General features: G+C 47.5%; 29 protein-coding genes. 7 read left to right on the top strand and 22 right to left on the bottom strand.

Translation table 11 applies throughout. The features are described 5' to 3' along the window. Window positions 1–62: 62 nt before the first annotated feature. From OKS35_RS13245 to OKS35_RS13235, 3 genes are all read left to right on the top strand, one after another. A complete protein-coding gene (locus OKS35_RS13245) occupies window positions 63–323 on the top strand; it encodes a hypothetical protein (protein ID WP_015880843.1) in 261 nt (86 codons plus the stop codon). Window positions 324–401: 78 nt separating this feature from the next. Beyond that, entirely contained in the window at window positions 402–1,103 is a 702-nt protein-coding gene (locus OKS35_RS13240; protein WP_159563566.1) for a lysophospholipid acyltransferase family protein, read from the top strand. Next, window positions 1,100–2,998, top strand: coding sequence for an ABC-F family ATP-binding cassette domain-containing protein (locus OKS35_RS13235; protein ID WP_214784798.1), 1,899 nt, complete (start codon window positions 1,100–1,102; stop codon window positions 2,996–2,998). The genes OKS35_RS13240 and OKS35_RS13235 overlap by 4 nt, the downstream gene beginning before the upstream one ends. Window positions 2,999–3,079: 81 nt before the next feature. Here OKS35_RS13235 and OKS35_RS13230 read toward each other — a convergent pair whose 3' ends face one another. The 7 genes from OKS35_RS13230 to OKS35_RS13200 form a co-directional block, all read right to left on the bottom strand. Then, window positions 3,080–4,009 (bottom strand): NADP-dependent oxidoreductase, encoded by a 930-nt coding sequence (locus OKS35_RS13230; RefSeq protein WP_214784796.1) that lies wholly within the window; start codon window positions 4,007–4,009, stop codon window positions 3,080–3,082. A gap of 91 nt (window positions 4,010–4,100) precedes the next feature. Continuing rightward, entirely contained in the window at window positions 4,101–4,625 is a 525-nt protein-coding gene (locus OKS35_RS13225) for a GNAT family N-acetyltransferase (protein ID WP_236548972.1), read from the bottom strand. An 11-nt stretch (window positions 4,626–4,636) separates the two neighbouring features. Then, window positions 4,637–5,272 (bottom strand): response regulator, encoded by a 636-nt coding sequence (locus OKS35_RS13220; protein WP_015880838.1) that lies wholly within the window; start codon window positions 5,270–5,272, stop codon window positions 4,637–4,639. Window positions 5,273–5,274: 2 nt separating this feature from the next. Continuing rightward, on the bottom strand, window positions 5,275–6,297 hold the full coding sequence (locus OKS35_RS13215) for a sensor histidine kinase (RefSeq protein WP_074037734.1): 1,023 nt from the start codon (window positions 6,295–6,297) through the stop codon (window positions 5,275–5,277). Beyond that, the gene (gene liaF, locus OKS35_RS13210; protein WP_015880836.1) at window positions 6,294–6,983 is read right to left on the bottom strand and encodes a cell wall-active antibiotics response protein LiaF; all 690 of its coding nucleotides are present in this window, start codon (window positions 6,981–6,983) and stop codon (window positions 6,294–6,296) included. The genes OKS35_RS13215 and liaF overlap by 4 nt, the downstream gene beginning before the upstream one ends. A gap of 78 nt (window positions 6,984–7,061) precedes the next feature. Continuing rightward, window positions 7,062–7,706 (bottom strand): PspA/IM30 family protein, encoded by a 645-nt coding sequence (locus OKS35_RS13205; protein WP_074037735.1) that lies wholly within the window; start codon window positions 7,704–7,706, stop codon window positions 7,062–7,064. A gap of 22 nt (window positions 7,707–7,728) precedes the next feature. Next, window positions 7,729–8,118 carry a hypothetical protein gene (locus tag OKS35_RS13200; RefSeq protein WP_031421063.1) on the bottom strand — a complete coding sequence of 130 codons (390 nt, stop codon included), beginning with the start codon at window positions 8,116–8,118 and terminating at the stop codon, window positions 7,729–7,731. Between the two features lie 244 nt (window positions 8,119–8,362). Here OKS35_RS13200 and rsgA point away from each other — a divergent pair, with 244 nt between their 5' ends. Then, a complete protein-coding gene (gene rsgA, locus OKS35_RS13195) occupies window positions 8,363–9,328 on the top strand; it encodes a ribosome small subunit-dependent GTPase A (RefSeq protein ID WP_074037737.1) in 966 nt (321 codons plus the stop codon). A gap of 41 nt (window positions 9,329–9,369) precedes the next feature. On the opposite strand, the gene pflA is transcribed toward rsgA, so the two are convergent. Then, window positions 9,370–10,086, bottom strand: a complete 717-nt coding sequence (pflA, locus tag OKS35_RS13190; RefSeq protein ID WP_074037738.1) for a pyruvate formate-lyase-activating protein — start codon at window positions 10,084–10,086, stop codon at window positions 9,370–9,372. Window positions 10,087–10,142: 56 nt separating this feature from the next. Then, a complete protein-coding gene (gene pflB / locus OKS35_RS13185; protein ID WP_214691484.1) occupies window positions 10,143–12,389 on the bottom strand; it encodes a formate C-acetyltransferase in 2,247 nt (748 codons plus the stop codon). Window positions 12,390–12,750: 361 nt separating this feature from the next. Between pflB and OKS35_RS13180 the strand changes: the two genes are divergently transcribed. From OKS35_RS13180 to OKS35_RS13170, 3 genes are read left to right on the top strand one after another with little or no spacing between them, the layout of a single operon-like run. Further along, entirely contained in the window at window positions 12,751–13,173 is a 423-nt protein-coding gene (locus OKS35_RS13180; RefSeq protein WP_015880830.1) for a hypothetical protein, read from the top strand. 53 nt (window positions 13,174–13,226) lie between these two features. Next, window positions 13,227–14,393, top strand: coding sequence for a DEAD/DEAH box helicase (locus OKS35_RS13175; protein ID WP_264093226.1), 1,167 nt, complete (start codon window positions 13,227–13,229; stop codon window positions 14,391–14,393). Then, window positions 14,390–15,034: a hypothetical protein gene (locus OKS35_RS13170; protein WP_196431564.1), complete on the top strand. Its 645-nt coding sequence runs from the start codon at window positions 14,390–14,392 to the stop codon at window positions 15,032–15,034. The genes OKS35_RS13175 and OKS35_RS13170 overlap by 4 nt, the downstream gene beginning before the upstream one ends. A gap of 137 nt (window positions 15,035–15,171) precedes the next feature. On the opposite strand, the gene OKS35_RS13165 is transcribed toward OKS35_RS13170, so the two are convergent. The 13 genes from OKS35_RS13165 to deoD all read right to left on the bottom strand — a co-directional run bounded on the left by OKS35_RS13165 (window position 15,172) and on the right by deoD (window position 26,759). Next, window positions 15,172–15,744, bottom strand: a complete 573-nt coding sequence (locus tag OKS35_RS13165) for a hypothetical protein (RefSeq protein ID WP_264093225.1) — start codon at window positions 15,742–15,744, stop codon at window positions 15,172–15,174. A gap of 408 nt (window positions 15,745–16,152) precedes the next feature. Continuing rightward, complete coding sequence (locus tag OKS35_RS13160) at window positions 16,153–17,253, bottom strand: hypothetical protein (protein ID WP_264093224.1); 1,101 nt, start codon at window positions 17,251–17,253, stop codon at window positions 16,153–16,155. 9 nt (window positions 17,254–17,262) lie between these two features. Continuing rightward, window positions 17,263–18,069: a hypothetical protein gene (locus OKS35_RS13155; RefSeq protein ID WP_264093223.1), complete on the bottom strand. Its 807-nt coding sequence runs from the start codon at window positions 18,067–18,069 to the stop codon at window positions 17,263–17,265. Next, a complete protein-coding gene (locus OKS35_RS13150) occupies window positions 18,066–18,746 on the bottom strand; it encodes an ABC transporter ATP-binding protein (RefSeq protein WP_214689170.1) in 681 nt (226 codons plus the stop codon). The genes OKS35_RS13155 and OKS35_RS13150 overlap by 4 nt, the downstream gene beginning before the upstream one ends. Then, the gene (locus OKS35_RS13145; RefSeq protein WP_074037745.1) at window positions 18,724–19,116 is read right to left on the bottom strand and encodes a GntR family transcriptional regulator; all 393 of its coding nucleotides are present in this window, start codon (window positions 19,114–19,116) and stop codon (window positions 18,724–18,726) included. Before OKS35_RS13145 ends, OKS35_RS13150 begins: the two co-directional genes overlap by 23 nt. A 139-nt stretch (window positions 19,117–19,255) precedes the next feature. After that, entirely contained in the window at window positions 19,256–19,846 is a 591-nt protein-coding gene (locus OKS35_RS13140; RefSeq protein ID WP_264093222.1) for a kinase, read from the bottom strand. A gap of 52 nt (window positions 19,847–19,898) precedes the next feature. Beyond that, on the bottom strand, window positions 19,899–21,584 hold the full coding sequence (locus OKS35_RS13135; protein ID WP_214779396.1) for a b(o/a)3-type cytochrome-c oxidase subunit 1: 1,686 nt from the start codon (window positions 21,582–21,584) through the stop codon (window positions 19,899–19,901). Then, the gene (locus OKS35_RS13130) at window positions 21,585–22,055 is read right to left on the bottom strand and encodes a cytochrome c oxidase subunit II (RefSeq protein WP_214731590.1); all 471 of its coding nucleotides are present in this window, start codon (window positions 22,053–22,055) and stop codon (window positions 21,585–21,587) included. It abuts the gene before it with no gap. A 24-nt stretch (window positions 22,056–22,079) separates the two neighbouring features. Continuing rightward, window positions 22,080–22,199: a cytochrome c oxidase subunit 2A gene (locus OKS35_RS13125; RefSeq protein ID WP_224863290.1), complete on the bottom strand. Its 120-nt coding sequence runs from the start codon at window positions 22,197–22,199 to the stop codon at window positions 22,080–22,082. Between the two features lie 178 nt (window positions 22,200–22,377). Beyond that, entirely contained in the window at window positions 22,378–23,088 is a 711-nt protein-coding gene (locus OKS35_RS13120; RefSeq protein ID WP_015880820.1) for a Crp/Fnr family transcriptional regulator, read from the bottom strand. Between the two features lie 153 nt (window positions 23,089–23,241). Then, entirely contained in the window at window positions 23,242–24,627 is a 1,386-nt protein-coding gene (locus OKS35_RS13115; protein ID WP_264093221.1) for an aldehyde dehydrogenase, read from the bottom strand. Window positions 24,628–24,778: 151 nt separating this feature from the next. Beyond that, complete coding sequence (locus tag OKS35_RS13110; protein ID WP_196431572.1) at window positions 24,779–25,924, bottom strand: MFS transporter; 1,146 nt, start codon at window positions 25,922–25,924, stop codon at window positions 24,779–24,781. A 121-nt stretch (window positions 25,925–26,045) separates the two neighbouring features. Continuing rightward, window positions 26,046–26,759, bottom strand: coding sequence for a purine-nucleoside phosphorylase (gene deoD, locus OKS35_RS13105; RefSeq protein ID WP_015880817.1), 714 nt, complete (start codon window positions 26,757–26,759; stop codon window positions 26,046–26,048). Window positions 26,760–26,772: the final 13 nt, after the last annotated feature.

The following is a 26,772-nucleotide window of genomic DNA, read 5'->3' as shown; positions in this document are numbered from 1 at the left end:
GTATCCTATGTAGGAACAGACATCGTACAATGGATTTATAATCGCAGGAGGCACATAACCGTATGAATGAAATCCCGTTATCGAATGAATGGCTACTTCGTTATTCACCTGTCATGGAGCTTTGGTTAAAAGAGGACGGTATTTTGCTTGTCGATGATGACAACCGAATCCGTCTCACTCTCGAAATCGGAAGTGATCAGGCCATGCAAATCAAAAGTATCGAGCAAGACGGCGCCTATTTCGTCGTCGATCCTGTGAATAAACGCATTACGTTCGAGCTCGAAGAAGAGGAAGAAGAGAGCGATTCTCGCTTTTGGGAATAAGGATTCATGCCGAAGGGTCGGATTCTCGTCAAGAGAAGAAGACTCTTTCTTGTTGTCATCATGAGAGGAGAGAATAGAATGATTCGAACAGCTGTATGGTTTTTCTCATTTTTTGCCGTATTACCGATCACCGTCCCGTTTTTACAGAAGGCGAAAAAAATCGAAACGCCAAAGCGTTACCGTTACGTACAAGATATCGCTTATAAATGGGCACAGTTTCTACTGAAGATTGCGGGTGCAGACATCCGTGTCCACGGTCAAGACCAGATTCCGGATGAACCCGTCGTCTACGTGTCGAACCACCAAGGAAACTTCGATGTCCCGATTATGTTGACCGCCACGAAACGACCGAAAGCGTTTATCTCGAAAATCGAGGTTCAAAAATTCCCGATTATTCCACGTTGGATGGAATTGATGGGGTGTATCTTCATCGACCGGAGTGACCGTCGTCAATCGATTCAAGCCATTCGTTCCGGCGTCGAAACAATTCAATCCGGTCAATCAATGATTGTCTTCCCAGAAGGCACACGCTCAAAAGGTGGACCGATGAAGGAGTTTAAAGCCGGAAGTTTGACGCTCGCCACCTCAAGTGGTGCGAAAATCGTTCCAGTCGCGATTCAAGGCAGTTATAGATTGTTAGAAGCCAAAAATCGAATCACCCCGGCAACGGTCGATGTCACGTTCCTACCTGCGATTGATCCGGCTGATTTGCCGAACAAGGAAATCGCAGCAACGGTCGAGGCGGCCATTCGTCAACAGCTTGAAGGAGAGAACGCATGAGTTTATTAATGATTGAAGGCATTCATAAAGAGTTTGCCGACAAAGTCTTATTTGATGATGTGACGATGACAATCCATCCCGGAGACCGTATCGGGATTATCGGCGTGAACGGTTCGGGGAAATCGACGTTCATGAAAATCATCGCCGGTACCGAGACAGCAGATCGAGGCACGATGCAACATCCGAACGATTATCGGATTCGCTACTTGACTCAAACGGTTCAATTCGACGAAGGACAAACGATCCTTGACGCTTTATTCACAAGTGATACTCCTTCCGTTCAAGCGTTGAAACAGTTCGAGCGCGCCAGACAAGCACTCGAAGCGAACCCGACAAGTGAGCAGTTACTTGAACGCTTCATGAAAGCCCAACAGGCCGTCGATGCCGCAGACGCTTGGGAAACGGAAGCAAAACTGAAGTCGATTTTAAACCGGCTCGGTCTTCCTGACGTGTCAATCGATGTGAACGCCTTGTCTGGGGGGCAACAAAAGCGAGTCGCGCTCGCCGCAGCGTTACTCGATGAAGCGGACTTATTGCTCTTAGATGAGCCGACGAACGAACTGGATGCCGATACAATCGCATGGCTCGAAACGATGCTTGCCGATTACCGGGGAGCGATCCTGCTCATCACCCACGACCGCTATTTCTTGAATCGTGTCACGAATCACATTTTGGAGATTGCGGATGGAACGAGTTACTTCTATAACGGGAACTATGAACTCTTTCTCGAGAAGCGTGCCGAGCGAAAAGCTCGGGCACAATCGATGGAACAGAAACGACAAAATATATTACGTCGCGAACTCGCTTGGTTGCGTCGTGGCGCGAAAGCCCGGACAACCAAACAAAAGGCACGCATTCAACGTGTCGAAGACTTGAAACATCAAGAGAGCTTAGCGGAAGACGAGACGCTCGACGTCTCGGTCGGATCTCGCCGACTTGGTAAAAAGGTCATCGAAGTCGAAGATTTATCTTTCGGATACGATGACTCCCTTCTCATTCGGCAGTTCAATTGGATTTTCGGTCGCCGTGAACGCTACGGGATCGTCGGCCCGAACGGGAGTGGGAAATCAACGCTCATGAACTTGCTCGCCAAGCGCCTAGAACCGACAAACGGTACGATTGTGCACGGAGAAACCGTTCATTTAGGCTACTACGGACAACAAGTCGAATTTGAAGACGAGTCACGACGGGTCATCGATGAGATCGAACGCATCGCCAAAGTCATCCACACGCCGGACGGCGAGGTCATCACGGCGGGGCAAATGCTCGAACGTTTCCTTTTCTCACCGGACGCGCAATATAAACCAATTGCGAAGCTATCTGGTGGCGAAAAACGGCGTCTCGTCCTGCTTCGAATTCTCATGGATGAACCGAACGTCTTATTCCTTGATGAACCGACGAACGATTTGGACACGGAAACGTTGTCTGTTTTAGAAGACTATTTGGAGTCCTTCCCAGGTACAGTCATCGCCGTCAGTCACGACCGCTATTTCTTAGACCGGATCGCCGGACAGTTGATCGCTTTCGAAGATGGGGTCATCCAGGTGTATCACGCAGAATATAGTGACTATTTGGCCATGCGTCAAGAAGAGGTTCGTCAAGTGAAGAAAGAGAAAGAACCTAAAGAGAAAAAGGAACGCGTGAAGTCGGAAGTCGTGAAATTCACCTTCAAAGAACAGAAGGAATGGGACACGATCGAAGAAGACATCGCCGCACTTGAAGAACAGATTGAAGCGCAGGAAGCGACGCTTGCATCAGCGGGCAGTGACCTTGGTAAAGTCAATGAGTTGTATGCGACGATTGCAGAACTGAAAGAAACACTCGATGCGAAGATGGAACGTTGGACCTACCTATCAGAAATCGATGAACAAATACAAGCACAGAAAAAAGGCTGACCTCCACATAAGGTAGCCTATCAAATGAAATGAACAAGAGATGGATTTCCGATATTTGTTCCGGAAATCCATCTCTTTTGATTATTTCACTTTGATGATGATTTTGCCTTTGGCATGCCCTTCTTCTCCATAGTCATGAGCAAGTTTCGTATCTTCTAAATCAAAGACCCGGTCAATCACAGGTTTCAGTTCGCCTTTTTCAACAGCTTCCGCAATTTTTTTCAAACGCTCCCCCGTTGGTTGCATGAAGACGTACTCGGCACGGACCTTCGCCTGTTTGGCTTCCTCTTCATTTGGTGGTGTGGAGATGGAGACGAGCATCCCATTCTCTTTAAGCATTTGGTAGAGTTTGCTCTGCCCGTCGCCCCCCATCGTATCGAATACGAAATCAATATCGCGGACAGTATCTGCCGGGTCTTGTTGTTTATAGTCGATGACCTCGTCGGCTCCAAGTTTTTTGACCCAATCTACGTTCGGCGTGCTTGTCGATGTGACGACATACAAACCGTGTGCTTTCGCGAGCTGGATGGCTACCGTTCCGACACCACCTGAACCGGCTCCGATGAAGATTCGATCACCCGGTTTGGCATCCATCACTTCGAACATGACTTGCCATGCCGTATGCGCGACGAGCGGCAGTGAAGCGGCCTCCTCAAAACTAAGCGAAGCTGGTTTTTTGACGACAAGATGGGAATCGACTGCGACGTACTCGGCATATGTGCCTTGGCGCGCGATTTCTGGTCGGCTAAACACTTCATCTCCAACCTTCAATTCGGTCACATTCGCCCCAACTTCTTTGATGACACCCGATACATCCCACCCGATAACGAGCGGCATCTCGTAATGGAGCATTTCTTTCAAGTATCCTTCACGGAGCTTCCAATCGACCGGATTGACGCTTGCGGCATGAACTTCAATTAATACGTCATCTGCACCGATTGCCGGTTGTTCAAGTTTCCCTACTTTGAACTCATCCGACCCGCCATACTGTTCGATATATGCTGCTTTCATCTCATCATCCTCCTTTGATTGACTCACTTTTAGTTGGTTCCCATTTTATTTCTCTTACAAACGAAAAAAGCACACCGTAGAAACGGTGTGCTCAGACTGACTGATGGGTCATATAGCTATAGACATACACATCATGAGATTGTCCACGCTGACGCATATAGTTATGTAGTCGACCTTCTTGAAAGAATCCATTCTTCTCCAACATGCGTTGGGATGCAAGATTCTCGACATAGACGATGGCACCGACCCGTTCAATTTCACACGTCACGGCAAACTGAAGCGCCGCGTGAAGGGCTTCGGTCGCATAACCCGAACGCCAATACTCCGGTTTGAGTTCATAACCGATCTCGGCACGCCGATGCGACGGTGCCCGATTGTGAAACCCGATTGTCCCGATTAACGCTTTTGATTCGCGATGCTCGATGGCAAAACGGATGATCGCACCTGTTTCGATTTGTGCGAGCATATGCGTCAGCATCTGTTCCGTTTCTTCTAACGTCCGATGTGGCTCCATTCCGTAGTGGCGTAGCACGTGTTCATCTGAAAAGATGGCGAATACGTGCGGACCGTCCTCCATTTGGAGAGGTCGCAGTCGGAGGCGCTCCGTTTCAATCACAGGGAGACGGTTCATCCTTTACTGACCAAGTTATGTTGGAACGCATAGACGACTGCCTGGGTCCGGTCATAGACGTCAAGCTTCGTCAAGATGTTCGACACGTGTGTCTTCACTGTTTTGAGTGAGATGAACAATTCGTCCGCAATCACTTGATTCGACTTGCCTTCCGCCATCAGTTGCAAGATTTCTCGTTCACGGGCAGTGAGACTCTCATGAAGTGTCATTTCCGGATGACGCAGTCGTTCGAGCATCTTTCCTGTTACCTGGGCGGCCATGACCGGATTGCCGGCAGCGGTTTGACGAATCGCATCTGCGATTTCATTTGCATTCGCTGTCTTGAGGACATAGCTCATCGCACCGGCTTCGATGACGGGATACACTTTCTCATCATCCAAGAAACTCGTCACGACCAAAATCTTCGCTTCTTTCCAACTTGCTTTAATTCGTTTCGTCGATTCGACTCCGTCAACGGGCTCCATCACCAAGTCCATAAGGACAACGTCCGGCTTCTCCGCAATCGCAAGCTCGGCTCCCGTTGCTCCGTCCGATGCTTCGCCGACGACTTCGATGTCCGGTTGTGTCGATAAAAAGGCAGATACGCCCGCCCGAACCATTTCATGATCATCAATTAATACAACTCGAATCATCATTACCCCTCCACTTGTTGTTTCACACGTACTTCAATTTGTGTCCCGACATTCGGCACACTGACCAATCGCAACGTTCCACCGACTTCTGCCGTACGCTCTCTTATCGATTGTAATCCATATGAGGCGACTTGTGTATCGTCCACATTAAATCCGATTCCGTCATCGTTAATCTTTAAGATGACCGTCTGTTGCACGGTTCGCATCTCGATTTCTAAACGAGTCGCTTTGGCGTGTCGTAACGTGTTACTAATCGCTTCCTGAACAATCCGAAACAGTTCATTTTCAGTGTGCCGGGAGAGCTTCACTTCCTCTAAACGCCAGACGAGCTCGGTCGATTGTTTACGAGACAGTTCTTCTAACAAGCGTTCAATTCCCGTCTTTAGTGTCATGCCTTCTAGTTCGACCGGCCGAAGTTGTAACAGCAACGAACGCATCTCTGCCTGTGCGGTCTGCGCCATGAGCTCGACTTGTTCCATTTGTTTACTCGCGAGTTCTGGTTTCGTCTGCATCGTCTGTTTGACCGCTGTCGTCATCATCGAGATGGCATAGAGCTGTTGACTCACCGAATCATGAAGTTCTCGTGCGACGCGACGTCTTTCTTCGACGACGGCCTCACTCCGCGCCTCTTCCACACTGACCGGACGCTCACCGACTCGCTTCGCCATCTCGACCATTTCTTGGCGCTGTTTCGATACGCGGACGATTCGTTCGAGTGTATCTCGGTATGGGGACATCGGGCGGAAGGTGATGTCTTTTTGGTTCTCCAGTTTCCAAAGGGCATTGGCGACTTCCCGAAAGTCTCGGCGCAAATAAAAATACGAACCGACGCCAAAGATACTTCCGATCAAGACGGCAATCACTAGAATGGACACACCGAAAGGCAACCCTTCTTCACGCGAAAATAAATCGCTCAATGAAGTCGAGTCACCTATGAGAAACGCTACAGTAATCAAGAAAGCCGTCAACAAGCTACTAAACAGTTGATGCCAGACGACCGTTCGTGGATAAGAATCTTTTTTCATACCGTCATCACCTCGACACTTCCGCTCATGAGCACGATATGAATCCGGACTTTTCGTGTAGCCTGGACATAATCATCAGACGCTGTATAGAAGCGACGATTGAACACCGGCGAATAGTTCGAGTCATCGACCTGCACTTTACCGAACCCGATCGATGCGTCAATCGAATAGTCATACCCCGCAGGAATGAGAATTCGAATGTCTCCCGCAAGTCCATTGAGGAGTAAGAACGTCTCTCCTTCCGGAATGATGGCTTGTGACAAATCCATCTCAACGTCCCGTAGTAAAAAGAACTCATTCGTATCACGTAACACATAGTGCCCCGATTCCTTCATCCCAAATGAGAAGGCTTGTTCTTGACGAAGGGGTGTCCGGATTTTCGATTCGACCGGTCGATTCTTATAGAGTCGATAGCCGAATAACAGGAGGAGTCCGGAGAGCACGAATCCGAATGCCGCAGATGAGAAAATCAAGCCAATCAAGAGGATTCCCCCAATTGCGTAAAAAATATAGCTAGCAGACTGCTTCCCCCGACGACTGAACCGTCGACCGATGTAGAGGAGAAGCAGCGGGAGGATCATGCTGAATAAGACGCTATTCCCACCCGTCACGATATCGATGAAGAGTCCGACTGAAAATAAGATAATCATAAATCCAATGATTTGACGTGTGTTCCAACGTTCCATGTCCATTCCCCCTTTCTGTTCATATGTATGAAGCAAAGAAAGCGATGACCTTGTTCAGGTCATCGCCGAACCATCGCCTCACTCTTGTTTAAAGCGACGCTCCAGTTCTTTCAATTTTGCTTCAAAATCATCTTCATCTTCCTGCGTGTCTTGCTTCTCTTCGGCAGGTTGTTCTTTCTTTTCTTCCTCAGTGAATGGATGCGACTGAGACGTATTTTGACCAAAGATTTGGTCGAGTGCCCCTTTTAACAAGTCTAGGTTTTCGCGCATCGCAAACTCATAACGTTTATTCTGCATCTCATCGAGTTTGAGTTTCATCTCGAGCGCACGACGCTCTAATGTATCTAACTCGCGCTCACCTTCGTCAATCAATCCTTCAAAGTAACGGTACTGTTCCCCGTAATGTTTGGATTCGAGTGCCGCACGTTCTGCCAACTTTTCTTCCCCGGCTTGTTTCGCCAGTTCTGTTTGCTCATATCGTTTATCTGCCATCTTCTTGGCATCATCACGTTTTTCAGCAAGTTCTGCAAGCAATGTACGTTGACGTTCCACGAGTCGTTCAACCGACAACGCTTCCTTCTCCGCTCCACGGATATGACGGTTCAATTCCGCTTCTCCACTTGAACGTGGCATCTCTTTATCCTGATACTTCTTCACTTCTTTCGAAATTTCTTTCGTCAATTCATTCGCTAATTCACGAAACTGATCAAACGGTGTCTTCATGGTGAATCCTCCTTATGAAATCTCAACGACGATTAACAAATTTTTGCCACACTTGATCAAACTGCTGGAAGCTGCTCCGGCCGGCACGCGTTCCGTCTGCATTTAAAATCTCGACATCCGGGTCGCGTTTTTCACTTGTATACATCATATACCCTTTAAACAACAACCACGCGACAATGATTCCGACGAGCGCCCAAATGTTTGAGAGCATCGTCCCAATCCCAATGACAGCAAGGATCCCGAAACCAACTTTAGCACCGATGTGTGTCACAGCCTGAAAACGGACTCCAGCCCAAAGCGTCAAGAGCGCTCCTAATCCGAATAAAATCATATTCGGTAAAGAACCGATCAACACGAGCACTAGAGCGATCGCGGCCACGATGAACAACACCTTTTTCACTTGGTGATTCATCTGTCATCCCTCCTTGTTAAGTACACTCTTATCATAATACGTTATTTGACATAGGTCGACGAGCGGAAGGCTTGTTTCACCTCGGTCTTTAGACTGAGATGGTACCGTTTCCAATAACTGTGGTACACTAATGCTATCGAACAACGAAAGGATGATGTTTTATGAGCAACATGATGCATGCACGTAACCAAATGTCAGCAAATCGGAGGGCTGTCGTCCTCCATCACTAAAAGGAGGATTCTTTTTGAATCAACAAACTGAAACGGGACGTGTCACGGCACAGTTCCAACATCTTTATACGGTATCAATCGGAGAAAACGCCTATATGTGCGGGGTTTCCGGAAAATTTCGACATGCCGCGACGAGCGAACGGGATTACCCGGTCATCGGCGATTATGTCACGATTCAAGTTCGCGAGCATGGTCAAGGTACGATTCACCATCTCCTTGAGCGTCGGACCGTTCTTTCACGAGCGGCCGCCGGCAACGAGACACGTGAACAACTGATCTGCGCGAACGTCGACTACGTCTTGATTACGATGGCGTGTGGACACGACTTCAACATTCGTCGCCTAGAACGCTATACGCTAGCCGCTTGGGACACCGGGGCAATCCCAATCATCGTCTTGACAAAGACCGATCAAGTCGACTCCGTCGACACATTGCTCGAAGACATTCAAGTGAACGCACCTGGAATTCAAGTATTCCCCGTCAGTGCTGTAACGGGAAAAGGTGTGGCTGAACTTCGTCACGCATTGCCGAGTGAGAGCACAATCGCCTTCGTCGGTTCGTCCGGCGTCGGAAAATCTACGCTGACGAACGCCCTCGCCCACGAGACACTTGCCGTCACACAAGCCGTCCGGGCGCAGGACGAGCGCGGAAAACATACGACGACACACCGCGAACTGTTCAGAATCGACGACTTATACGTCATCGATACACCAGGGATGCGAGAATTCGGACTATGGGAAGGAAGCGAGCACCTCGATGAGACGTTTCGCGATATCGAAGCACTTGCCGAGACATGCCGCTTCCGCGACTGCTCACATCAGAAAGAACCGGGCTGTGCCGTCCAAGAGGCACTCACGAGCGGTACGCTAGATGCGAAACGCTATGCGAGCTACGTCAAACTTGAGCGAGAGCTTCTCTATATGGAGAAAAAACAGGCAGAACATGCCCGCGTCCTAGAAAAGAAGAAAAAGCGAGTGTAACGTAAAGCAAGCGCAGACCACATCGGCCTGCGCTTGCTTTTTTATACGGTTCCCTGCAAAATCCCTTCTGCCCATTCGACTTCATCGGATGTCGGGGGCTTCGTGCCTTTAAGCGGATAATCGAGTCCGAGCGCCTCCCATTTGTAGACGCCCATCTCATGATAAGGCAAAATCTCGACTTTCTCGACATGGTCTAGCTTTTGAATGAACGCGGCCGTGCGACGAAGCGCACCTTCTTCGAGCGTCCATCCAGGTACAAGGACGTGGCGAATCCACATTTTCGTTCCGCGCTCGGAAAGGTGTTCGGCAAGCGCGAGCGTGTTGGCATTGCTACGTCCCGTTAGCTTTTTACACATGTCGTCGTCGATATGCTTGATATCGAGCAAGACAAGATCGGTGTGATCTAAAATCGCATCCAAATTAGGAGGTCGGAGCGCACCAGACGTATCAAGTGTCGTATGAAGCCCATGCTTTTTCGCTTCACGCAGCAGCGCCTCTAAAAATTCAGGTTGCGCGAGTGGGTCGCCACCAGAAATCGTGATGCCGCCTTTCGATGCGTCCATGAACGGACGGTAGCTGAGCGCCTCTTGAATGACGTCTTCAGCCGAGCGGTGATTATTCTTTTTGAAATCCCACGTATCTGCATTATGGCAATAGAGGCAACGTAACGCACAACCTTGTAAAAAGACGATAAAGCGAATACCAGGGCCGTCAACTGTTCCAAATGATTCGACCGAATGTACATATCCCATTGTCATCGAAATGACCTCCTAACGAATGAGCGGCCCTCCGTAGAAGGCCGCTAAGCCTTTATTTACAACGAACCGTGGAACGTACGGTTGATGACGTCGATCTGTTGCTCACGTGTCAACTTGATGAAGTTGACCGCATATCCTGATACACGGATTGTGAGTTGTGGATATTCTTCTGGATGTTCCATTGCGTCGAGAAGCGTCTCGCGGTTGAAGACGTTAACGTTCAAGTGATGTCCTTTGTGCTCTCCGCTCATGTACCCATCGAGAAGCGCCGCCAAGTTGAGTTCGCGTGCGATTTCTTCTTTTCCGAGTGCTTTCGGTACGATTGAGAACGTGTAAGAGATTCCGTCTTGTGCGTGTTCAAATGGAAGTTTCGCAACAGATGAGAGCGATGCAGCCGCACCTTTTGTATCCCGTCCATGCATTGGGTTGGCACCTGGAGCGAATGGTTCACCCGCACGACGACCGTCTGGCGTATTTCCTGTTTTCTTACCGTAGACGACGTTCGATGTGATCGTGAGGACCGATTGCGTATGAAGTGCGTCACGATATGTTTTATGTTTCCGTACTTTCTCCATGAATGATTCGACGAGTTCGACGGCGATTGCATCGACACGGTCATCATTGTTTCCGAATTTCGGGAAGTCCCCTTCTGTTTCGAAGTCGACGATGATTCCTTCTTCATTACGGATCGGTTTGACGTTTGCGTATTTGATTGCTGAAAGACTATCCGCCGTTACCGAGAGACCCGCGATCCCACAAGCCATCGTCCGTAAGATTTCAGGATCGTGAAGCGCCATTTCGATTCGTTCATACGCATATTTATCGTGCATGAAGTGAATGACGTTGAGCGTATTCACGTATAGCTCTGCCAACCAGTCGAGCGTCCGGTCAAAGTCGGCATATACTTTTTCGTACGTAAGCACGTCTTCTGTGTTCATTTCCCAAACTGGAGCGATTTGAGCACCGCTCTTCTCGTCACGACCGCCGTTCATGCTATAAAGGAGAGCCTTCGCCATGTTGGCACGCGCACCGAAGAACTGCATTTGTTTCCCGATCTTCATCGGTGACACACAACATGCGATGCCGTAGTCATCACCGAATTGTGGCATCATCAAGTCATCGTTCTCATATTGAATAGCCGAAGTTTCAATCGACATTTTCGCACAGTATTGTTTGAATCCTTCTGGAAGTTTCGTCGACCAAAGGACCGTCAAGTTTGGTTCTGGAGCTGGTCCGAGGTTCGTGAGTGAATGCAAGAACCGGAATGAACTCTTCGTGACGTTCGAGCGACCGTCTTGACTCATCCCACCGATTGATTCTGTCACCCAAGTCGGGTCACCTGAGAATAATTCATTGTAGTCCGGTGTCCGTAAGAATTTGACGATTCGAAGTTTCATGATGAAGTGGTCAACGATTTCTTGGACGTCTGATTCTGTTAAGCGACCCGTTTCAAGGTCACGTTCAGCGTACACGTCAAGGAAGGTCGAGACGCGACCGAGTGACATCGCGGCACCGTTTTGTTCTTTGATGGCAGCAAGATACGCCAAGTATACCCATTGATATGCTTCTTGCGTATTTTCCGCAGGACGACCGAGGTCAAATCCATATGCAGCTCCGAGTTGTTTAAGTTCTTGGAGGGCACGAAGTTGTTCATTCAGTTCTTCCCGATCGCGGATGTCAGACTCAGATAAGAACCCGCCGCGTTTCGCTAAATCCTTTTTGCGTTCTGCCATCAAGAAGTCAATTCCATAGAGAGCGACGCGACGATAGTCACCGATGATGCGTCCACGACCGTAAGCATCTGGAAGCCCCGTGATGATCCCTGATTTACGAGCGGCCCGCATTTCAGGCGTATAGGCATCGAAGACACCTTGGTTATGTGTTTTACGAATCTCTGAGTAAATTTTTGTGATTTCTTCGTCTGGCTCGAAACCATATGATTCGAGTGCCGCATCGACCATACGAATGCCGCCATTCGGGTGAATCGAACGTTTGAACGGTTCATCCGTCTGAACGCCAACGACTTTCTCTAACTCTTTGTTTAAGTAACCTGGTCCATGCGATACGATGGTCGATGGTGTGTGTTGATCGACGTCCCAGACGCCTCCACGTTCACGCTCTTCTTTTGTTAGTTCCATCACACGATTCCAAAGAACGTTTGTCGCTTCGGTCGGACCTGCTAAAAACGCATCGTCTCCTGTGTACTCATGACGGTTCAAACGGATAAACTCACTGACATTTACTTCATTCGTCCACTGACCAGGGACAAAACCTGACCATGCGGATTTGATTTCGGTTGCCATGTTGATTCACTCCTCATTCTCGAAAGTAACTGCGTGTTATCTATACTGTGAGTGTACGTGAAAACGTGAACAATATGTTTTACATTCTTGTGAAACTTGTAACAATCTTATGAACGTGATGAAATAGCCGTTTTTGAAAGCGTTTTACAAACTGTTATATCTGCTAGTTTATATAGTTTGAAACAGATGATCCCTAATTAGATAAGGTTTACCTATCATCTGTACTAATTTGATTGTTCTGTGACGAACTATACAGTTTTTAAGGTGATTAATCTCACATCACTCGGTTAGAACTTGAATTTTTGTGTCGTATCAGACACAATGAAGGCAGAACATTGTATAAGAGGAAGGGGTTCTACTCATGACGTATGAACCATTAACAGCAAATCACGCCTTTCAGGTTGGCGATCGCATCTCATTAAAGGTCGATGAGGCCGGCGAAAAGCGTGACGGATTTATCACAGAATTTGAAGACGGAGGGTTTTGGATCCGCTTCGACGATGACATCGAGAACGAAGATTTTATTGATTATCGCGACCAGCTACTCGCCGCACTTTTGTCGCGTCCAATCCATGTCATTACGACACATCCGGAACTGAAACCGTTCGAGAACATGACGGCCGAGTTACAGTATCGCGTTTATCAAGGATTCACGATTGAGAAAGTTGAATTGACAGCAGAAGGTGCAGACGCCCACATCCAACTCATCGAAGACGGTCAGACGTATACACAGACGTTACGTTCTTCCATGGAAGATGGTCAGGAGCATGTTCGCTATATTTGACGAGGGAGCGCTGTCGCTTCCTTTGTTTTTGCCTAAAGATAAGGAGACCGAATATGAATTTTACAAAACCTTTTATTAACGAAACGTGGGAACGGATGGGCTTCAATGAGCCGATGCCGGTCCAAAAAGAAGCGTTTCCCCTACTATTAGATGGAAAAGACGTGACAATCGAGGCACCAACCGGAACGGGTAAGACACTCGCCTACCTCCTTCCAGCCATTGAAAAGATTGATCCGTCGAATGACCGCATCCAAGTCGTTGTCGTCGCCCCGACCCGTGAACTTGTCATGCAGATTCAACAAGTCGCACAACGTTTCACCGAAAAAGGCGACGTCCGCATCGGTTCGTTCATCGGCGGTGTCGAATTGAAACGTCAAATCGACCGAATCAAGAAAAAACCTCACTTGATCGTTGGGACGCCGGGTCGTCTCGTCGAGTTGATCGACAAGAAAAAACTGAAGCTCCACGAAACACATACCGTCATTTTAGATGAGGCCGACCAAATCATCGACAGCGGTTTGACAGAGGCCGCAGAACGAATCATCAAGCATACCGCGCACGATCGTCAGCTTGCACTCGTCTCGGCAACACTCACCGACTCACTCCAAGAGTGGGCGTCACCATTCATGAACGAACCGGCTCATATCAAAATCGAACGTGCCGTAAGCGATCAAGTGACGTACGGCTATCTGTTGACGACGCGCCGGTATAAACCGGAACTTCTTCGTCGTCTTTCACACGTCGACGGTGTGAAGGCACTCGCCTTCATCAACAACCGCTCGTTCTTGCCACCGCTTCGCGGAGAACTTGAAAAGTTGAAAGTGAACTACCGGATGCTCGACAGCTTGAAAGGGAAGCGCGAACGCGTCGAGACGCTACGCGAATTCCGCAAAGGCGAATACCCGCTCCTCATCACGACCGGTCTCGCTGCACGCGGTCTCGATATTGAAGACGTGACACACGTCGTCCATTTCGACTTACCGGAATCAATCGATGACTTCATTCACCGTTCCGGCCGTACCGCTCGCGGAAACGCGGGAGGCACTGTCCTTTCCCTCGTGACGACGGATGACCTGCCGCACTTGAAATCGTTCGCGCGTCAACTCGGTGTCGAGTTGAAAGAGCTCGAAATCTATCGCGGTGACGTGATTGAGAAACGGATTGAGGAGAAGCCTCCTGTCGTCAAACGTCCTGCGAACAAGCGAGGACCGCGCCGATGAAAAAAGACCGGAAAGTAATTCCCTTCCCTTTGCTCGTCGAAGAGTCCGAATTGCTTGCCGAACTGAAAAAGTTGTATGAGCAAGCGGCTCTTGCGCGAAGCACACAGTGGACGAACTATATTCAAGAGATTGCATCGGAAGGGACATGGCACTTAAAAGATGCCGAACTCTTCCGTGACCTCTTCATCGATTGGGCCGTCTTCTTTGAGACGGATGAGGATGGGATGACACCCCATGGTCGCTACTTGGCCGACCATAAGAGCGACATGTCCCCTGCCCTCTATCACGCACTCCGTGGACTAGCTGTCCCGCGTTGTAGCATCTTTGAAGTCACAGAAGACGGTCAGTTGAAAGACTGGGAGTCAAAAGAGACATACGCTGTTCAGTTACCAGAAGAACGTGAGACCGGCGACCTCATTCTCGGGAAGCTACTCGATATCCGAGGCAGTTGGCGTTTCGGTTCGGCGTTTCTCGCCTTACCTGCGAAGATGTCTGGGAATGTCGCCGATCTGTATATCGACTTTACAGATGAAGTCGGTCCCGGTGCCTTTTTGGAGCAGTTCCCAGAGTTCTGCGCGGAACTGATTGACTTGTTGCTTGATTTAGAAGAAGGCGTCATCATACCGAAACCGACTAAGTAAAAAAAGCAGGATCAGCATGCAATCATCCCCTCACCATGTTGATCGGCACAAGTTCAGTATTCCAACGCTACTAAAAAGAGCGGGTATACCAAGACCCGCTCAAGTTTTATAAAACTCCGAAATCCATCGGAGTTTTTTTATTTTCCAAAGGCTGCTGAACATGATCCAATCACAGATGAAACACCGAAGAGGTCTAGCAAGGCTTCGCGCGCATCTGGTCCTGCATCTTTAGCGGCGAGTCGAACAGCTTGTTTGAGTGACGCTGTCTTACTTAATTTATCTTCTCGTGACATCTGATAGTATGGTTTGATTGCTTTAACAAACTTCGTAGCACCACCGACAGATTTCAAGGCAGATTTGATTTTCAGGATTTTCGCTGGAGTAAAATTGATGACGATTGCAGTTCCAACGGCTCCTACACAACCTGCAATTGAACCTATACTAGCCTTTCGAACACCCGCTAAACCTTGTCTTTCATCCAAATCAAGTGTGAAACTTACTTCATTCTCAAGGTATATTTTAATGGCTTCCTCGCCCTGCATAATCACTTCATCCGGCATATTCTCGATTGCAGTTAGGATCTCAATTAACTGTAAGTCCTGTTCATTCAAATCTTCAGCAGCGCTAGCTGAATCTCCTGGTATAAATGAGGTAGACAAAACGAGTATCATCACCATCATAACTGATATGACTTTCGATTTTATAGACAAGTTAATCCTCCTTCGTTTTTACTACAAACTTAAGCACTACAGCGATTAGAAAAATTACAATGGTTATAACCGCTTTACTATTCTCAGACAAGCCATCCACAAAAAAGTGTATAACAGTAATGGCTGCGAGGAGCAGGATATAAATCCACTCTTTAGTCGAATTTTTCATTTATATAACCTCCCATTCACTCGCAAATTAACATACTGAAATTTGGAATGTAAGCCCGAAAAAGATGTTCTAAGGGGCAAGACATATGTCTATATTTAGAGTTGTACAAAACAAAAAAACGGACAACTATGTCCGCTTAGGCAGTAGATGAGTCATTTTCATCGTTATAACGTTATCGTAGCAATCATCATTCATAATAACTCTGACTTATATTTTGGATGGACCCATCTTTTATATTTTTATCTGACATATACGTCAATCTGTTCGAGCATATCACGCGCTTCTTCATTTTCAGGCGTGATTGCCGCACTCGAGATTTGTTTCCCATCCTCGTATACATCGATGACGACCCCGTCTTTCGCTTGGCGCGTTTGGTAAAGGCGACCATTTTCATAGAATGCGTGATCCACTGAATCAAGAACTTCCCGGGTCGTTTGTTTCCCGGTGTTCAAGTCGATGACAAGTTCCTCGCCGTCCTCATTTAAGGCGAACAGGTTGTGGCCCGACACTGTATAATCCCAAAAGCCTTGCCCTTCTGCCAGTTGAACAACTTTACCCGTTTTTGTATCGTAAGCGAAGAGTCCTGGATCCGGATCCTCAACATTGATTTCCTCTTCCCCTTCTCGGATCACTTCGTACGAGCTGACACCGACAGGGATGTACCGTGTTTCTGCCATCTGTGATAATAAATCAGTAACGTAAAATCGATTCGTATTGATGACATGGGTGATAAATCCTTTATCCATGCTCAATTCTTTGACGGTCACCTCATTCATCGCTTCATTAAACGTAGCGAGCATTGTTTTTTCTTCACCGTCATATCCATCTCGATAGACTAAGTTTAACTGGCCATCATTCAGAAATGCGCCTGCCCACACCCCGTTCACGATGTCGTATATTTTTGAATCACTGGCATCGAATGAAAATGTCGATAACTTTTCTCCATCTTCTTGTTTAAACACGATGAGCTCTTTCATCCCATCCTGACCGACCCCGATATATCCGTCTTCTGTTCGAATCGATTGGGCATACGTCCATCCATTCATGATTCTATGAATGGAACGCGCATCTCCATTCAAACGTTCCCGATATCGCAATCCCTCAGCTATATAGTTCAAATTTGACGTGATGTGACTCTCTTCAGTCGTCACTTCAAACCGCTGTTCAACATCATCCTCTGTGCTATAACTAATCTCTACCACTGCGTCTTCCCACACTGATGGATTCGAACTGATGTCTAACGCCCATTCTGCTTTCGGTTCCGTCGCATCAACGGCAAACGTCCCAAGCCCAATCACGATGACCGCACCGAGCGCGGCCACATTCCACATTCGTTTCATTTTCTCACCTCACACATTCAGTTTCGTCTGTAAAAATCTTCGACCTAGCCAAATCGTCACACTTGCCCATACGACCAATACCATACCGACGTACACGATCGTCTCATCATAAATTAGTCGATTCGACAGGAACGCGTATCCTAAAATTGGAATGGTCAAGATGACAACTAGAATCGACAAGCTAAGTACCGGTGACCACATCGTCCGTTGCCAGAAACTTCGTTCAATCAACACGAATGTGAAGATGAAGAGCACAGCAATCGTGATTATCAATTGATGAATGACAAAGTTGATGAGCGAAGAAGGATACATAACCATTAACATCCCATGGTAGGAAATAGCTTGCTCGAATGAGCCTCCCATCGGTATCATCTTTCCATCAAACCAACTCGTGAACGCTATGTACTGTAATTTGAGGGCAATCCATTCGATGGCAAATAACCCTAACGTCATCATTAAAATGGTAGCGAGTTTAGCGAAGAACAAGGTCATCCGCTTTTGTGGCATCGTGAGCAGTCGCATCATGAACGTCCCTCGTCCTTGAAAATCGCGATACCAGATCCATACGCTGTACAGCAACATCGCTGCAACGGCAATTCCGAGTGATAAAAGATACGGAGTGCCATTTAAGTAATTTAAAAATGATAGTTGATAGTCCGCATTTCCTTCACGTCGCAACTGTTCATAAAAGTTTGTTTCGTCCCATAAAAAGTAACCGAGATATCCAAACTGTATAACGATAAGACCTGCGACTAATGTCAAGAACGGTTTCGTGACACGTTCAACTTCCCAACTCAATAGTTTCAATAGATTCATGCCCCGTACTCCTCTCTCATCACATCGACGATCGACTTCCCGTGAATGAAACGGACATCCTCGACGTCAAACTCACGAACGATGCGTCCGTTATTCAACATGACTGCCTTGTCGATCAAGTACTCGATATCCTCTATTTCATGTGTCGTAATGAGGACGCCCCGGCTCTCCATGATTTCACTTGAGAACAGTTCAACAATCTGTTCTTTCGAAAAGACATCGATTCCTGAGAACGGCTCATCGAGCAATAGATAATCAGGGTCTTGGGCAATGCCGAGCGCAAGATTCGCTTTGGCGAGCGTCCCTTTCGATAACTCGCTCAACTTATCTTCCGGGAATAATTTAAAATCTTCGACGAGACGAGCAAATAATGCCGAATCAAATGTCGGATAGAAATCTTTCATAAACGCTTCACATTGCTCAATCGTGAAATGAATTGGGAACATCGCATGGTCGGCGACAAAGGCGACACGATTCAAATCAATTGGTTTTCCATCAATCAATACCGAACCTTTATCAAAAGGTGTCAATCCCATGATGCCTTTCAATAACGTTGATTTCCCCGTCCCGTTCAGCCCGATCAGGCACGTGATTTCCCCTTTTTTCGCTGTGAACGAAACGTCTTCAATAACTTGTTTCCGGCGATAGCGCTTTTTAACTCCCAACACTTCGATCATCGTACGTCCCCTCCTTGTACTGACGTTTAATCTTATCGACCAGCTCGTCTACCGAGACGTCGAGTTCTTGAATCGCTTCCACAAATACCGCGACCGCGTCATCTACAATCTCAGAGCGGATTTGTGCCAATACCGTACCATCTGTCGTTACACGACTCGGTCGATTTCGTTCGGTCGTAATCAATTGTTGGTCCTCCATTTCTTTGAACGCTTTTTGAACGGTGTTCGGATTAATTTTTAAATCGTTCGCTAGTTCTCGCCGGGATGGCATTTCATCCCCGGCTTTCAGTTTACCGAGTGCCATCTTCTTCTTGAAGTAGTCGACGACTTGTAGGTAAACTGGTGTCCTCGTATTGAATTGCATGTTCATCACCTTTCTAAGTGTATGACATGGTTAATACACTTTCTAACTGTATTATTAGCGTAATACACTAAGACGTCAATCATTTTTTCAAATTTTCTCCAAACAAAAAACATCTGACACGTACGTCAGATGTTGAAACGTTCAGTCAGAGCACGATGTCTGCTCCTCTTTTCGGGTCGACGTGCTGAAGATACAAATCTTCCCCGGGCCAATACCTACGCTTGTATTTTTCAAGCCGTGCTGTTGGATCACCGAGGTATGTATCCCGGTTCAGTACTCGCTCGTACCGAACTTTTCGGGGACAGTCGAGATAAATCACATAGTCGAAATAAGAACGCCATTCCGGACGTTGTAGAAAAATCCCTTCTACGACAACTGTATGTGCGAATGATATGTCCACAATCTCTTCTGCGATGACATCTCGTTTATACACGTAACGAGGTAACGTCAATACCGTTATCCCATTCCTCAATGGACGAAACAGTTCACGTTCTAAGCGTGACACGTCCCATTGAAGTGCGTAATACTCAGTCGATTCAAGCTGTCCGGTCTGATAGCGTCTGTCACGTTCGACGATATAGTCATCGATGTGAAGAACGTAAATGCTAGGGTCATTGTTCAAATATGAAACGAGCGTCGTCTTGCCCGCTCCGCTCAGTCCATCAATCGCCACGACAAACGGTCGATTCTCTGAGTGCATCGAACGCGCCGCACGGATGACGTCTACTATGTTCATATCGTTCCTCCTCACACAAAAGAAGTCAGCTCACGAATGAGCTGACTTCAGTTTACCAGAGTACCCAACCACGCGCTCCTGGAGGCGCACTCTCAATCAAGTGCCAGATTGGAACGGTGTATGCAAATGCGATCAAGACAAATGTCACGGTAATCCATAGCTTCCAATTCTCGAAGTAACGCGGTGTATCCATCGCCGCCTCTTCTGTCTCGGCGAGCGGGAATTCTTCTTCGCCTTTTGGAGCGAGGAATGACAAGTTGAACATCGAGTAGACGAAGATGAGAACGGAGATGAACAAAATCGTTCCCCCGATTGCCATCATGACATGATATGGGATCCACTCACGCGTCAACGCATCCGAGAAATAAGTTGCCGGACCCGTTCGACGTGGGTTCCCGTTCAATCCTGAGATATGCATCGCATAGGACATGATCGCCATACCGAACGCCCATGTTCCTGCTTGAATCAATCCAAGCTTGTTCATCGCCTTCGTCAACGTGCGACCACGAAGGACTGGGACGAGCCAGTACGCTGTTCCAAAGAACGTCAAGGCGACGGCAGTTCCGACTGTGATGTGGAAGTGTCCTGTGACCCAAAGCGTATTGTGGACCATCGCGTTCAATTGGTGAGACGCGTTGATGATTCCACCTGCACCGGCCGGGATGAAGAACAACATCCCAACGAAAGGAGCAAGGAAGCGAACATCGCCATATGGCATTTTCTTCACCCATCCGAACAGCCCTTTCGCGCCGAGCGCACGTCCACGAAGTTCGAACGTCGCAAAGAGCGAGAATGCAGTCATGAATGATGGGATGACGACTAAGAACGTCAAGATGACTTGAACGAATTTCCAGAACGGTTCAATCCCTGGCTCTGTCAACTGATGGTGGAAACCGACCGGGAATGAGAAGAGTAAGAACAGCAAGAACGCCATCCGCGCCAACGCATCCGAGAAGATCTTCCCACCGATCACTTTCGGTACGACCGTATACCACACGATGTATGCCGGCATGAGCCAGAAATAAACGAGCGGGTGACCGAAGTACCAGAACAATGTACGAGATAACTCGATTCCGACTGTATCCGTCCATCCTAACGAGAGCGGAAGGAGCTGGAATAAAATCGTGGCTGCGACACCAAGTGTCGCAATGTCCCAAAGAAGCATCGTCATGATACTCATATAAGCCGGAAGTGGTGGATGAACACCAGGGTTGTCACGCTTGTAATCCGCATACATGCGGAACATCGCGAAAGACGACAACCATGTCCCGACTACGAATAACACGAGTCCGACATAGAAGAGCGGATCTGCCATGAGTGGCGCATAAAACGTATATAAGACCGTCCCTTTATTGGCCAAAATCATGACGGTTACCATGACAGCACCGATAATGATCGTCCAAAAACCGAGCCACGCGACACGCGTCGGGAATGATTCAAAGCGACCGAACGATTTCGCGAGTAACGCATATAAAAGACCGATAATGAACATCGTCGTAAAGACGAGTCCAAGCATGATTCCGTGTGCAGTCAGAAGTTGATAGTATCCAAAGATTTCAGGAATGACACCCGTCCGAATCAATGTCTGAGTCAATCCAGCTAGCGCTCCAATCAAGATGGCGAGAACGGATACGAGAACGTGTCCGTAGGCAAGACGTGACTCTTTGGCTCCGATACTCGGAACCGGTACGCCGCGTTCCATCTCCCATTGCTTCAGTTTAGATGATACGTCATTCATTTATTCCACCACCTTGATTTTAGTCGACATCATATGATGCCCTGTACCACAATATTCGTTACACAAGATTAAAAATTCGCCAGCTTCTTCGAATGTGTACGTCAACGAGTTGATATGTCCCGGAATGATCATCATGTTGACCGGTGTACCCGTCAACTGAAATCCGTGGACGACGTCAGGTGATGTCACGAGGAACGTCACTTTTGCCCCTTTTGGGATTTCAACATTCCCTGGTGTGAACGTAAACGCTTGTGCGATCATGACGAGCTCGTACTCATTTTCACCAATTTGATGAAGTCCTGGTTTGTCGAACGGAGCCGTCTGATTTACTTTTGCCGGGTCAATCAAGTCTGCATCCGATGCGGGTTGATTACCTGCCGCGAATGCGGATACCCCGAGAACAGTCAGGAAGACTGCGAGTAGAATGATGCCGAATGTAAGCCAATATTTTTCTAGTTTATGAATATGCATAATGAGACCCTCCTCCCTGAATTCTTATCGAGTGACGAATAAGTAAAAGACTGATGACCACATGGCGATGATGACACCCGCCACGATCATGACCGATGTGAACGTTCCTTTTAAATTCGGTTCTTGTCCATCTTTATGTTCCACGTGTAAGACCCCTTTCGCTTGTTTTTCCACCTTTATTGTATGCAATCGCTCTGGTGATAATATGTGATATTTATCACTCCAAAAGTGACAATCACATCAATTTTGCGTAGTTTCAACACATAAAGTTCACATTTGTACAAAACCAATCCACAAAAAAACCGCCTCCACATGGGGCGGTTTACAAACGACATATTCCTGCCGGGCAGCCTTCGCAATGGCATAACTCTTTTAAAAAGTCGACATCGCGAATGATGATTGATTTCGTTGTTGTGCTGATGACACCTTCTTTTCGCCACTGACTGATCAATCGGTTCACCGTCTCACGCGGTGCTCCAATCAGTTGTCCGAGTTCTCCGTCAGACGGATGACGAGGAATCACGATTGCATCTTCTTCCTCCACTCCATGCATCGCGGCCATTCGAAGCAACGTCGAAGCCAATGCACCAGGTTTTCCATACAACAATAAGTCGCGCACTTTCATTTCGGAATGCTTACGCATCATCGATGTCCAGCGCAAGATTTCTCCGGCAAAACGGATATCGCGCTGCATGAGCGATTCTAACTCTCGTTTTGAAATCGTCCCGATGGTACTCTCTTCAGTCGTTTCGATGCTATACGAACTAGGGAATGTCTCCACGATGTCAAACTCACCAAAGAAATCATCCGATCCATACATGAACATGACGAGTGGATTTCCCTTTTTCGTGATTTTCGTGAATTTGACAGATCCACTCTTCAAATAAAAGAACTTATCACACTTCTCACCTTCCCAACACACGATACTCGCTTTTGGATGATGCTGAAGCGTCATCATTTCGAGTAACAGCTGTTTCGTTTCATCTGAGAATACAAAACTGTTCGGTTGGGTCGTTCCACATTGCATTGACATAGGTCGGTGCTCCCTCCACGTTTCATTCGTCCGTTCCATTTATGACTTTATTATACAGGAGTGTGACAGGGAGTATCATAAAAGTATGTGACATTTCAAACAATCTTTTGAAAATAAAAAGATTCGGGTATGACCCCGAATCTTTACATCGATTCATCGTTGAATCAGTCGAATCAATTGTTCAGCCGGTTTGAAGTTCGGATACCGGACTGGTAAATCAAATTTCGTCGTATTCTTTAAAATAGACTTCGCATGACTGAACGTCTCAAAACTCGTTCGACCATGATAAGCCCCCATTCCGCTCTCGCCCACTCCACCGAACGGTAGATTCGGATTCGTCAAATGCATGATGACATCATTCACGCACCCGCCTCCAAAGGAAAGGTGCTTCATGACGGTTCTCTCCACTTCCTTCGACTCGGTAAAGAGATAGAGCGCCAATGGGTGTGGTCGGTCTGAGATGAACTCGATTACTTCGTCCAATTGACGATATGGAATGACTGGTAAAATCGGACCGAAAATCTCATCTTTCATCACATCAGCATCTTCATGAAGATTTGTCATGACGGTCGGCGCAATTTTAAGCTCATCTCGGTTCGTCTCTCCACCGAACACAAGGTCCCCTTCTGTCAAATAGTGAGACAAACGGTCGAAGTGCGATTCATTGACGATACGCGTGTATCGTTTCGTGCCGACACCATTCCCGAACATCGCAAACGCCTCTTGTTTAATCGCTGCTAAAAATGCGTCTTGTTGCGATTCGTGGACGAGCACATAGTCTGGTGCGACACATGTTTGACCTGCGTTCATCCATTTACCCCAGGCGACACGTTTTGCCGCAATGGAGACGTTCGCATCTCCGTGAACGATGACTGGTGATTTCCCACCTAGTTCGAGCGTGACTGGCGTCAGATGCTTCGCTGCCGCCTGATTGACGATTCGCCCGACTTGCGTCGATCCCGTGAAGAAGATGTAATCCCATTTTTGTGCCAACAGCTCTTGCGCTGTGTCTTTATCCCCTTCGACACTTGCCACATATCGATTGGTGAAGGCACGCTCGAGCACCTGCGTCAGGACACGCGCAACATTCGGCGTCAATTCTGAAGGTTTGACAACAGCTGTATTCCCTGCGGCAATCGCACCAATGAGCGGAGCAACAGCCAATTGGAATGGATAATTCCATGGAGCGATGATCAACACCGTACCGTACGGCTCATACTGAATCTCACTCTTCATCCCAAGATGAATCGCCGTCCCACGGACACGCTTCGGACGCATCCACCGCTTCAATTCACGCGTCGTTCGTGAAATCTCATCGTAAATAAATCCGATTTCTGTCGTATACGCATCCAATTCGGATTTGTTCAAATCTTCGCGAAGTGCCTCAAGCAAATCCGCTTCATAATGCTTAATGGACTCCTTTAAAAACGTCAGCATGCTCAAACGAAATGCCATCGATTTTGTCGCCTGTGTTTTAAAGAAGCGGCGCTGTTTCTGGACTAGCTCGTCAATCGTCAACTGTTCAATCGGTGCCAGCATGAACTTTCCTCCTTATGATTCATCACATTTATCTCATTTTATCATCGTGTGAAACGTGAATCTAAAAAAACGCTTTCATCAACCTACTATAATACAAAGCGTTTAAATGTTTAAACGCTTTTTCATAGAGTAAGCGATTGCTTCCCTCGTGTCAAAACATTCGTACTCTTTTTCGCGCGCTGATCAGAAAGAGCAGGCTTGCGCTCCCTAAAATCAAGCCGGTCAGTGTGAACTGCTGGACGATCGAGAGTGGAAGAACACTTAAGAATGATGACCCCGCTACCGTTCCGAGAGAGAAAAAGGCATAGAACGCCCCGTATGCTTTCCCTCGATTTTGTGGAGAGGTCGATTGGATCAACAACGTATTAATGGCCGGGAATAAAATGGCAAACCCGACACCATATAAGGCAAGTACCCCATACAGGCTAGTTTGTACACCCGATTGTCCAATTAACACCTGGCTTATCCCGATGATAGCCACCCCAAGTGCGGTCAACTTTGTCGGAGAGAATCGATCAAACAATCGGTTCGTCGGCAATAAAAAGAACAGGACGGCTACCACGCCGAACATACTGAGCAATGTCCCGCTCAATCGTGAATCATATCCAAGTTCCTGCACATGGAGCGGCAGTAAAAAGGCGAGCGCCCCTTGAGAAAACATGAGGAAAAAAGCGCCCCAATAGGCACGAAGCACTTTCGGATCCGGTTTTTCCCGTGTCCTCTCTTTTTCTATTATTGTCTCGACCGTTTGACTTCCTCGCATTGTCACAATCGTCACGATGAGAATCACCCAACCGAATAAAGAGACGAATAAAAAGACAGTTGGTGGCGATGTGATGCTTGCGACGATACCGCTGAATGCTGGACCGATAATGGCAGCTAACCCGACGAAACTACCGGTAATGGCGACTTTCTTACCTTGACGGTTCATCGCGGTGACGTTCGCCGACAGCGTAAATGCAGCTGGGACGATGAGTCCGGCCATAAAGCCATGAATACACCGTACAAACAGCAACATAAATGCTGAGTCGACGAACTGATAAGCCAATAAACTGAAGCTCGTCAGAAACAAGCCGAGAACCAAAACCCGATATGGACCATTTCTGTCAGTCCATATACCAGATAACATATTTCCAAACGTGTTCGTCAACGAATAGATTGCAATGGAAAAGCCAGCGATAAACGAGGATGCCCCAACGGATACCGCAAATGTGCTCATGATCGGAAGTTGGGCGAATAAATCAAAAAAGGCAAAGAATACGATTGCATATAATATAAAACGTGATGGAGTTTTCATCGGACAATTCCTCTTTCCCGTGATCTTATTCTTAGTCTAGCTGGAGCTCCAACCGTTTCATAGGGATGAATAGGTTTAGACACAAAAAATCCCTACAGCCAAAGGCTATAGGGAAAATCGCTTAGTTTGTTACTTCGACGGCTGTGTCGAGAGCGACACGAATCATTTCATCAAACGTCGATTGACGCTCTTCTGAAGTCGTCTCTTCACCCGTCAACAAGTGGTCAGAGATCGTGAGGATCGTCAACGCGTTCACTTTATGTTTCGCTGCAAGCGTGTAAAGACCTGCTGCTTCCATCTCGATCGCGAGGCAACCGAAGTCCGCCCATTTCTTGAAGTGATGGAAATCATCTTGATAGAATTGGTCAGCCGTGAAGATTTGTCCGACTTTGACCGGGATACCCGCTTTTTCTGCATTCATATACGCACGATGTAGGAGGTCGAACGTCGCTGTTGGCGCATAGTCCATTCCGTTGAAACGGACACGGTTTTGTCCCATTTCACTTGATGCGCTCATCGCGATAACAACGTCACGTACCTTAACATCTTCTTGAATTCCGCCCGCTGTTCCGACACGGATCAAGTTTTTAGCACCGTACGACATGATGAGTTCATTCACGTAAATCGACATCGATGGGACACCCATCCCTGTACCTTGCACTGAGATGCGTTTTCCTTTGTATGTTCCCGTGAAGCCGTACATGCCACGAACTTCGTTATATAATTCGACGTCTTCTAAAAACGTTTCCGCGATATACTTGGCGCGAAGCGGATCCCCTGGAAGTAATACCGTTTCTGCAATTTGTCCTTCTTGAGCTCCAATGTGTACACTCATGTTTGAATTCCTC

This window comes from Exiguobacterium sp. N5, assembly GCF_025842465.1.
Classification (GTDB): domain Bacteria; phylum Bacillota; class Bacilli; order Exiguobacteriales; family Exiguobacteriaceae; genus Exiguobacterium; species Exiguobacterium profundum.
The sequence above is the reverse complement of the archived record's forward strand: the minus strand, read 5'-3'. Positions and strand labels throughout refer to the sequence as shown.

What these genes read in the sequence shown, in the direction of transcription:
- OKS35_RS13245 (WP_015880843.1), top strand. Translation starts at nt 63, where the DNA reads ATGAATGAAATCCCGTTATCGAATGAATGGCTACTTCGTTATTCACCT.
- OKS35_RS13240 (WP_159563566.1), top strand. Translation starts at nt 402, where the DNA reads ATGATTCGAACAGCTGTATGGTTTTTCTCATTTTTTGCCGTATTACCG.
- OKS35_RS13235 (WP_214784798.1), top strand. Translation starts at nt 1,100, where the DNA reads ATGAGTTTATTAATGATTGAAGGCATTCATAAAGAGTTTGCCGACAAA.
- OKS35_RS13230 (WP_214784796.1), bottom strand. Translation starts at nt 4,009, where the DNA reads ATGAAAGCAGCATATATCGAACAGTATGGCGGGTCGGATGAGTTCAAA.
- OKS35_RS13220 (WP_015880838.1), bottom strand. Translation starts at nt 5,272, where the DNA reads ATGATTCGAGTTGTATTAATTGATGATCATGAAATGGTTCGGGCGGGC.
- OKS35_RS13215 (WP_074037734.1), bottom strand. Translation starts at nt 6,297, where the DNA reads ATGAAAAAAGATTCTTATCCACGAACGGTCGTCTGGCATCAACTGTTT.
- liaF (WP_015880836.1), bottom strand. Translation starts at nt 6,983, where the DNA reads ATGGAACGTTGGAACACACGTCAAATCATTGGATTTATGATTATCTTA.
- OKS35_RS13205 (WP_074037735.1), bottom strand. Translation starts at nt 7,706, where the DNA reads ATGAAGACACCGTTTGATCAGTTTCGTGAATTAGCGAATGAATTGACG.
- OKS35_RS13200 (WP_031421063.1), bottom strand. Translation starts at nt 8,118, where the DNA reads ATGAATCACCAAGTGAAAAAGGTGTTGTTCATCGTGGCCGCGATCGCT.
- pflA (WP_074037738.1), bottom strand. Translation starts at nt 10,086, where the DNA reads ATGACAATGGGATATGTACATTCGGTCGAATCATTTGGAACAGTTGAC.
- pflB (WP_214691484.1), bottom strand. Translation starts at nt 12,389, where the DNA reads ATGGCAACCGAAATCAAATCCGCATGGTCAGGTTTTGTCCCTGGTCAG.
- OKS35_RS13180 (WP_015880830.1), top strand. Translation starts at nt 12,751, where the DNA reads ATGACGTATGAACCATTAACAGCAAATCACGCCTTTCAGGTTGGCGAT.
- OKS35_RS13175 (WP_264093226.1), top strand. Translation starts at nt 13,227, where the DNA reads ATGAATTTTACAAAACCTTTTATTAACGAAACGTGGGAACGGATGGGC.
- OKS35_RS13170 (WP_196431564.1), top strand. Translation starts at nt 14,390, where the DNA reads ATGAAAAAAGACCGGAAAGTAATTCCCTTCCCTTTGCTCGTCGAAGAG.
- OKS35_RS13160 (WP_264093224.1), bottom strand. Translation starts at nt 17,253, where the DNA reads ATGAAACGAATGTGGAATGTGGCCGCGCTCGGTGCGGTCATCGTGATT.
- OKS35_RS13155 (WP_264093223.1), bottom strand. Translation starts at nt 18,069, where the DNA reads ATGAATCTATTGAAACTATTGAGTTGGGAAGTTGAACGTGTCACGAAA.
- OKS35_RS13150 (WP_214689170.1), bottom strand. Translation starts at nt 18,746, where the DNA reads ATGATCGAAGTGTTGGGAGTTAAAAAGCGCTATCGCCGGAAACAAGTT.
- OKS35_RS13145 (WP_074037745.1), bottom strand. Translation starts at nt 19,116, where the DNA reads ATGAACATGCAATTCAATACGAGGACACCAGTTTACCTACAAGTCGTC.
- OKS35_RS13140 (WP_264093222.1), bottom strand. Translation starts at nt 19,846, where the DNA reads ATGAACATAGTAGACGTCATCCGTGCGGCGCGTTCGATGCACTCAGAG.
- OKS35_RS13135 (WP_214779396.1), bottom strand. Translation starts at nt 21,584, where the DNA reads ATGAATGACGTATCATCTAAACTGAAGCAATGGGAGATGGAACGCGGC.
- OKS35_RS13130 (WP_214731590.1), bottom strand. Translation starts at nt 22,055, where the DNA reads ATGCATATTCATAAACTAGAAAAATATTGGCTTACATTCGGCATCATT.
- OKS35_RS13120 (WP_015880820.1), bottom strand. Translation starts at nt 23,088, where the DNA reads ATGTCAATGCAATGTGGAACGACCCAACCGAACAGTTTTGTATTCTCA.
- OKS35_RS13115 (WP_264093221.1), bottom strand. Translation starts at nt 24,627, where the DNA reads ATGCTGGCACCGATTGAACAGTTGACGATTGACGAGCTAGTCCAGAAA.
- OKS35_RS13110 (WP_196431572.1), bottom strand. Translation starts at nt 25,924, where the DNA reads ATGAAAACTCCATCACGTTTTATATTATATGCAATCGTATTCTTTGCC.
- deoD (WP_015880817.1), bottom strand. Translation starts at nt 26,759, where the DNA reads ATGAGTGTACACATTGGAGCTCAAGAAGGACAAATTGCAGAAACGGTA.